Genomic DNA, 6,947 nt, shown 5'->3' with positions numbered 1-6,947 from the left:
CAACGCCGTCTCGATCCCGGCCTCGTTGCGTGGCAAAGTGGATGCCTGCACCATCATGTTCCCCTTGCGCCTGAGGCTTACAGCATTGCGGGCACGACCTGATCTGGCGGACGGTGACCATCCTCGAAGGTCTTGATGTTGATGATCACCTTCTCACCCATCTCGATCCGCCCTTCCAGAGTTGCCGAGCCCATATGCGGCAGCAACACCACGTTGGGCAGTTGCCGCAGTCGCGGGTTCACATCGGTGCCGTGCTCATACACGTCCAATCCGGCCCCAGCGATTTCACCCGCACGGATCATGCGGGTCAGTGCGTTTTCGTCGATCACCTCGCCACGCGACGTGTTCACAATCACCGCCGAAGGTTTCATCAGCTTCAGCCGCCGCGCGTTCATCAGGTGGAAAGTCGAAGGAGTCGATGGGCAGTTGATCGAGATGACGTCCATCCGGGCAACCATCTGATCCAGACTGTCCCAATAGGTTGCTTCAAGCTCCTGCTCGATCTCAGGGCGCAGGCGGCGGCGGTTATGGTAATGCACCTGCATCCCGAATGCGCTGGCTCGCCGGGCAACGGCCTGCCCGATCCGACCCATGCCGAGAATACCCAGGCGGCGTCCACCGACCCGGCCGCCAAGCAAAGCTGTCGGTGCCCAGCCCTCCCAATCTCCTTTTTGCATCACGCTCAGCCCCTCCGGGATGCGGCGCGTTACAGAAAGGATCAGCGTCATCGTCATGTCCGCTGTATCATCGGTCAGCACCCGGGCGTATTTGAGACCAGAATGCCGCGCTGCCGGGCGGTTGCCACATCGATATTGTCGACACCGGCTCCATAATTCGCAATCAGGCGCAAATTTTCGCCCGCTTGCCCCAGAATGCCTCCGTCGATTGTGTCGGTGATGGTCGGCACGAGCACATCGGCCTCTTTCACCGCTGCAACCAGCTGATCGCGTGTCATCGGCGAGTCATCGTCGCGCAACCGCACATCGAACAGTTCACTCAACCGGGTTTCCACTGCTTCGGGCAATCGTCGCGTAACGACAACACTCAGACGTTCTCTTGGCACCTCAGCCCTCCTACCGCTTTGCAAATCGCCGCGCGCCATGGCATCGTGGCGCAGGATGACACGGGGCACAAGAACCCCTTGGGCATAGACCCGAGCTTTTTTCGAAACACGGTCAACAGGCAATAAGAGCAGGCAGGCAGTGAGTGCGAGGTTTTCAGTGAAACGCCGTGTGATGACGGTGATTGCCGCATTTGTTTTTGCGTTTGCCACCGGCGCTGTGTCCGCGCAGGACAAACGCGGCCCGGTCACGAATCTGCCGTTGCCACGCTATGTCTCGATGAAAGCTGCCGAGGGCAATGTCCGCCGTGGCCCATCCCTGACCCACCGAATCGACTGGGTGTTCAAACGCCGCGGCATGCCGCTGCAGATCACCGCAGAATATGGAAACTGGCGGAAGGTACAGGACCGCGACGGTGCTGGAGGCTGGGTTCATTATGCCCTGCTGTCAGGGGTGCGAACAGTCCTGGTTGAATCGGACTTGCTGCCTGTCTACGCGACAGCGGACCCTAATTCAAAGGTCAACGCCCATTTCGAAACAGGCGTAGTGGCGCGGCTGGGAACCTGCACCCCCGACTGGTGCCGTATCTCTGCCGGGGGGTTTCGTGGGTGGACGCTCAAAAGCAACCTTTGGGGCGTTGATGCTGCCGAAATCCGCGAATAGCTATTCCGCAGCCTCACCCCCGCCACGCTGAGCCAGCTCCTGATCCAGAAGCAGCAGATTCCAGCGATCCGTACCTGCCGCCTTCACCTTATCGAGAATGGAGGTAAACAAGTCCTCTTCCTCGATCTGTTCGGCCAAAAACCAGTTCAGCATGTTTTGCGTGCTATATTCCTTTTCAGCCTGAGCCAATTCGAACAAAGCGTTGATCTGTCCCGTCACAGTCTGTTCCTGCGATAAGGCCTGCTCCAGCACGTCGACCGGCGACGCATAATCCGAGTGCGGTTTCGCAATCCCTTCCAACTCAATTCGCGCGCCTCGCTTGGCGACAAAATCGAAGATCCGCATCGCGTGTGTTTCCTCTTCGGCCGAATGGCCCCGGAACCAACTGGCAAATCCTGGCAAATCCTGAGCCTCGAAATAAGCCGACATTGCAAGATAGCTGTAGGAAGCGTTCAACTCATTATTGATCTGCTTGTTCAGCGCCTCGGCGACTTTTGGGTTCAGATTCATCGCGTGCTCCTTCCAACTCAGTGGCGTGTGGTTGGAAGATAGTATCAGGGATTGATATCCTCAATGGCGAGGCTTCTTATTTTATAATAATAAACAATACCTTACAATTTTCCTTCTGTAGCTGAGTTTCACCTGCAACTGCATCGGCCGTCTTATCTCGGGCATTGATCTTCCCCTCAAACTCTTCGCGCGCGGGCATAACAGGTAAGCAATGAAGACGCCGATATGGTGTTGAATTATCGGATCACATCCACCGCAAGTGTCATTCAAAATTATTTCCAGATTGATGACACTTTTGTCCTAAAAAGCTCTTGAACCCCGCAACCAACAGTCGTAGATAGCCGCTCACCGTTGGGGTGTAGCCAAGTGGTAAGGCAGCGGTTTTTGGTACCGTGTATCGTAGGTTCGAATCCTACCACCCCAGCCATGATTTTCCCGTAACATATTGATTTTGAACAAGGTTTTATAATCTCGTTCCGTAAATGTTGCGGGATGAGGAGAAATCCCGCAACATTTTTGAAGTTGCCTGCATCTGGCGCTTTCACTAAGGCTTTGAAATAATTGGGGAGTCCCTTTTTGTTTGAGGCAAGATGAAATACGTTCCACCGTCGACTGAAGAAACCGCATTCAACTGCCCACATTGTGGCGCGCTGGCCAAACAGTTTTGGCGGTCAGCCTACGCGCATCCAATGGACAAAGACGCGACACCTCAAATCTGGACGCGCGAACGAGTCGACAACTTCGACTTTGATCAGTTTAAGGACGAAGTACGCGAGGATATGCGAAGATTGGTCGAGCGTTGCGCAACCGGTGCTCCTTTTTTTGAAAAGGATGAAAAGTACGTAAATTCTCACATTGGGAACCTCTGGTTGAGCCGCTGCTATAACTGCGATCAGCTTTCGGTTTGGATTTACAATCGTTTAGTTTATCCTGTTGTTGGGAGTGCCCCAGTAGCGAATTCTGATCTACCAGCCGAAATTAGGCGTGACTACGACGAGGCAAGTGCGATTCTTGATGTGTCACCTCGAGGTGCTGCGGCGCTAATCCGTCTGGCAATACAAAAGCTATGTGTGGAGCTTGGGCAGTCGGGCAAGAACATAAATGAAGACATTAAGTCCCTTGTTCAGAATGGTTTGGACACTCGTGTTCAAAAGGCGCTGGATGCTGTGCGCGTCATAGGAAACAATGCCGTCCACCCGGGCCAAATTGACCTTCGAGACGACCGAGCGACCGCCGAAACCCTGTTCCGGTTGTTAAACCTTGTCGCAGAGAAGATGATCTCAGAACCGAAGCATGTCGACGAAGTCTATGCAACTTTGCCCCAGTCCCAATTGGACGCGATTCAAAGACGCGATAAGAAATGACAGGTTTCTGCGTTGCAGAAATTCCCGCAACAAATCCCGCAACATTTTCTCGCCAAACCAGCTGCAACTTATTGAAATTAAATGTTTTTTGAGAAAATCAGAATCCTACCACCCCAGCCATGATTTTCCTCTGTGTCGTCCGGTATGAATCGGAACTTGTCCGGCTTGAAACGCAACTTTTGTCGAGTAAGAGCGCAACTTTTACCAAAACTGGCGGTTTTGCAATTGGCTCTCAGCCCAGTTGGCTGGTTGCCTAGTTTTAAAGAACTGCCACGGTACATGAGGTCTGGAGGTCCTGGAAACAGCACCCAGGGCGGGAACAGGCCGAGAAAATTCTGGGCGAAGAGCAGTGCCGGGAGTTGGAGATGATTTTCCCGAATGCGTTTCCTTCATCTGGAAATTCCGCCATGAATGATGCCAGAACCTTTGCTGTTGGAAAAAAAGCCAGAAAGCTATTGCAGAGACATAGGCAAAACAAAAAACCCATCTATGCCTAGTCGTTTTAGGGGTCGAGCGCGCCTGAGTGCTAAATCCTTTTTCTAGCAAAATTTGGCTGAGCTGCCGTTTGTTCCAAGCGCGGCGGATTCAAACATAGAGCCCAGAACGTCCGATGCTGCACTCTGTACGAATGTCAGCTTTGGGTCGAACTCTGATCTTGTCGCGTTGAGGTTTCTTCAAGGCGTGTTTTGAGACGGCCCACAACTTCTTGCGTTGTCGCAATATCATCTGGCGACAGACCTTTCGAGAGTTCATTCACCCATGGGATTTGCTTCGCAATCGCGGCTTCGTATAACTCCTGCCCCTTTCGAGTCATGACAACCAAGTGCGCCCGCTTGTGGTGTGGGTTCGGCTGAAACTCCACCATGCCTTCTTTGCTCAATTCATTGATGATCCGTTGTACGCCCTGCCGGTGAACGCCCATCGTCCGTGCATGCCAGGCAACGGATTCCGGTCGATCAGAATAGGCGATGGCACCAAGAATCTGCCATCGGGCACTTGTTAGACCGAGTTCTGATACGAGGCGATCACCGGCAAGCTGCAATCGACCGTTCAGCCGAAACACATCCAGTATCAATGCTGTCACGGCTTCTCCTTCTTCGGTCCTTCGCGCATCCGGCATGTCGATTCCTCATTTTATTTGACAACGTGTTGTCATTATGCTTGAAGCTTCCTAAATATGACAACATGACACCAAAATGAAACTACTTTCAAGGAGTACCGAAATGGTCAGCTTCAAACCCCTCGACCCCGAGTTTCCTATTGAGCGGCAATTGGGCATCGACGCTGGACCCGTCGTTCTTGTCAATCTCTTCACAGTCGATCCCGGTGACCAAACCGCCTTGGTTGAAGCTTGGAAGAGCGATGCCCAATGGATGAAAAAGCAGCCGGGTTACATCAGCACTCAACTGCATAAGGCTATTGGTGACGGCAGCATGTACCTGAACTACGCGGTCTGGGACTCTGTTGCGGACTTCCGCGCCGCGTTTTCAAACCCCGAGTTTCAGCGGCAGCTCAGCCACTATCCCTCAAGCGCTGTGACCGCCCCCCATCTGTTCGAGAAGGTTGCGGTGCAAAATTGCTGCACGGCCTGACGAAATCTTTTCCAAAAGCCAATTTGAGTGGACCGCTATGAAAACAAAGATTCACGCCATCACGGGCGGCATCGGCTTTGTGATGATCCTCCTCTTCTGGACATCAACAGCCTCCAGCGAGCTCTTTGCGAGCCATGAAACAGTCGCAACCGTCAAGGCATTGATCTTGAAAGGCATGTTCATCCTCATCCCGGCAATGGCCATCGCTGGCGGGTCAGGCATGGCAATGGGCCGGAAACGCAAGGATGCACTTACGAAGGCCAAGAAAAGCCGCATGCCTGTCATTGCGCTGAACGGCTTGCTGATCCTCGTACCGGCTGCTTGGTTTCTGGCTGGCAAAGCCGCTGCTGGCGAGTTCGACAGCACCTTTTACACAGTTCAGGTGATTGAGTTGATCGCTGGCGCAGCCAACCTCGCGATGATGGGATTGAACATTCGCGATGGCTTGCGAATGACCGGCAAAATTCGGAGGCCTCGCTGAGAGCTCGATTCTAGTCCAAGCACTGGCGAAATTGTCGACATTCGAGCAAACGCAGCGAATTGGTGCATTGTTGGGCCAAGCGGATCTCAAGATACACCTAACACAGTGTCGGCCTACTGGTCGCTTAGAACAACCAAAGCTTGAAAGTGCCAAGCGCAACAAACCGCAATCACCCGTGACGGGTGTTATGTGAAGCAATCTCTGGTTGAGTGGTCCGTCCGTCCACAGCCTACCGGCCCAATCACCTAACACCACATTGAGCGGCTTTTTCCCGCCCCATTGATCTTGTTCGCCCAGTCCGATATTCAGACGGGCTGCGTTTTCGGCCGTCTATCCGAGCCCAGCCCGAACCAACGAGCCAACCGATGGAGGGTGCCATGTAGTTCAGAAACTGCATGAAAGGCCAATGACATGGCCCACTACAAACGCAAACGTCCCCGTACCGTGCTTGGGAACGGGTACTCACGCCTAGGTCTGAGCCGTCGTCTCGGAAAAGACCCGGATGAGGTCCGGTGGCTTGGCAATTGGCCACGCTATCACGACATCACCTGTCACACGCGTCCAACGAGACGCAAATCCAAGGCTCTTGCGTCCGGCATCCTGAAAGGCGCTGATCCTGACGACCTAGTCTGGCCCGATGGGCGCAAGCCCCACCACTATTATTGGTGAGTATGTGCGGCGGAAGCATTCCATAACTCCGCCGCGCACTTTGGCTCAGGTGGCCGTTGAGACGACCGAAGCAGTTTGGCCCGTTGCGGCCATCGTTAGATCACGAACCGAGTCCAGCGTCTTTTCTCACTATGAACCGCAGCAAGTTATTGCCCTCGGTCATGAGGTCGTGGCGATCTTCGTTCTTTTTCACTACGGATGCCCACGCCATTTGATCCTGTATGAACCCCATGTAGCTCCCGCACGCGTTCAAGCGTGATGAGTTTGGGTGCTGAAATTTCCGTACCCAGAACTTTCGCGCCGGTCTGCAGCGGATAGTTCTCCCGTACAAAATCCTGCACGCAAGCCCTGAGCTCCGCTGTTGCCGGGTCCTCTTCAGTTTCTTTCAGCCAGGTATAGAATTCGCCCATATCTGTTGTGAAATATGACCGCTTGGTGGAAGACCGACGCCTTGCACGTTCCAACTCGGATTTCAGGGTTTCCGGTCCATTCTTCAAAACCTCGAACCCAGTTTATGACTCAAAGGTCACAATTCAACTGATGTCCAACATCGGGGGCGCCTTCCGATGTCGAACGTTCACCTTGCTTCTGGTCCAACTATGACGGT

Annotated in this window: 8 protein-coding genes, 1 tRNA gene and 1 pseudogene; 6 read left to right on the top strand and 4 right to left on the bottom strand. The window is 53.6% G+C overall.

Going from position 1 to position 6,947, the window contains the following annotated elements:
- Nucleotides 1-77 precede the first annotated feature (77 nt).
- Nucleotides 78-1,063 (bottom strand): annotated as a pseudogene (locus ACR3EM_RS17590) (2-hydroxyacid dehydrogenase).
- A gap of 172 nt (nt 1,064-1,235) precedes the next feature.
- On the opposite strand from ACR3EM_RS17590, the gene ACR3EM_RS17585 reads away from it, so the two are divergent.
- Nucleotides 1,236-1,724 (top strand): SH3 domain-containing protein, encoded by a 489-nt coding sequence (locus ACR3EM_RS17585; RefSeq protein WP_480471871.1) that lies wholly within the window; start codon nt 1,236-1,238, stop codon nt 1,722-1,724.
- Here ACR3EM_RS17585 and ACR3EM_RS17580 read toward each other — a convergent pair whose 3' ends face one another.
- A complete protein-coding gene (locus ACR3EM_RS17580) occupies nt 1,725-2,234 on the bottom strand; it encodes a ferritin (RefSeq protein ID WP_480468821.1) in 510 nt (169 codons plus the stop codon).
- A 352-nt stretch (nt 2,235-2,586) separates the two neighbouring features.
- Here ACR3EM_RS17580 and ACR3EM_RS17575 point away from each other — a divergent pair.
- A tRNA-Gln gene (locus tag ACR3EM_RS17575) sits at nt 2,587-2,661 on the top strand.
- Between the two features lie 163 nt (nt 2,662-2,824).
- Nucleotides 2,825-3,598 (top strand): DUF4145 domain-containing protein, encoded by a 774-nt coding sequence (locus ACR3EM_RS17570; protein WP_480468820.1) that lies wholly within the window; start codon nt 2,825-2,827, stop codon nt 3,596-3,598.
- A 631-nt stretch (nt 3,599-4,229) separates the two neighbouring features.
- Here ACR3EM_RS17570 and ACR3EM_RS17565 read toward each other — a convergent pair.
- Nucleotides 4,230-4,682, bottom strand: a complete 453-nt coding sequence (locus tag ACR3EM_RS17565; protein ID WP_480468819.1) for a MarR family winged helix-turn-helix transcriptional regulator — start codon at nt 4,680-4,682, stop codon at nt 4,230-4,232.
- A gap of 139 nt (nt 4,683-4,821) precedes the next feature.
- Between ACR3EM_RS17565 and ACR3EM_RS17560 the strand changes: the two genes are divergently transcribed.
- From ACR3EM_RS17560 to ACR3EM_RS17550, 3 genes are all read left to right on the top strand, one after another.
- Complete coding sequence (locus ACR3EM_RS17560; protein ID WP_480468818.1) at nt 4,822-5,190, top strand: antibiotic biosynthesis monooxygenase family protein; 369 nt, start codon at nt 4,822-4,824, stop codon at nt 5,188-5,190.
- A gap of 37 nt (nt 5,191-5,227) precedes the next feature.
- A complete protein-coding gene (locus ACR3EM_RS17555) occupies nt 5,228-5,671 on the top strand; it encodes a hypothetical protein (RefSeq protein WP_480468817.1) in 444 nt (147 codons plus the stop codon).
- Between the two features lie 411 nt (nt 5,672-6,082).
- Nucleotides 6,083-6,340 carry a hypothetical protein gene (locus ACR3EM_RS17550; protein ID WP_480468816.1) on the top strand — a complete coding sequence of 86 codons (258 nt, stop codon included), beginning with the start codon at nt 6,083-6,085 and terminating at the stop codon, nt 6,338-6,340.
- 146 nt (nt 6,341-6,486) lie between these two features.
- Here the strand turns inward: ACR3EM_RS17550 and ACR3EM_RS17545 are convergent, their stop codons facing one another.
- Nucleotides 6,487-6,750, bottom strand: a complete 264-nt coding sequence (locus ACR3EM_RS17545; RefSeq protein WP_480468815.1) for a hypothetical protein — start codon at nt 6,748-6,750, stop codon at nt 6,487-6,489.
- Nucleotides 6,751-6,947: the final 197 nt, after the last annotated feature.

Source organism: Ruegeria sp. AH3, from assembly GCF_056536265.1.
The sequence above is the reverse complement of the archived record's forward strand: the minus strand, read 5'-3'. Positions and strand labels throughout refer to the sequence as shown.

Coding starts and splice junctions, on each gene's coding strand:
- ACR3EM_RS17545 (WP_480468815.1), bottom strand. CDS start 6,750: ATGGGCGAATTCTATACCTGGCTGAAAGAAACTGAAGAGGACCCGGCA.
- ACR3EM_RS17585 (WP_480471871.1), top strand. CDS start 1,236: ATGACGGTGATTGCCGCATTTGTTTTTGCGTTTGCCACCGGCGCTGTG.
- ACR3EM_RS17580 (WP_480468821.1), bottom strand. CDS start 2,234: ATGAATCTGAACCCAAAAGTCGCCGAGGCGCTGAACAAGCAGATCAAT.
- ACR3EM_RS17555 (WP_480468817.1), top strand. CDS start 5,228: ATGAAAACAAAGATTCACGCCATCACGGGCGGCATCGGCTTTGTGATG.
- ACR3EM_RS17570 (WP_480468820.1), top strand. CDS start 2,825: ATGAAATACGTTCCACCGTCGACTGAAGAAACCGCATTCAACTGCCCA.
- ACR3EM_RS17550 (WP_480468816.1), top strand. CDS start 6,083: ATGGCCCACTACAAACGCAAACGTCCCCGTACCGTGCTTGGGAACGGG.
- ACR3EM_RS17560 (WP_480468818.1), top strand. CDS start 4,822: ATGGTCAGCTTCAAACCCCTCGACCCCGAGTTTCCTATTGAGCGGCAA.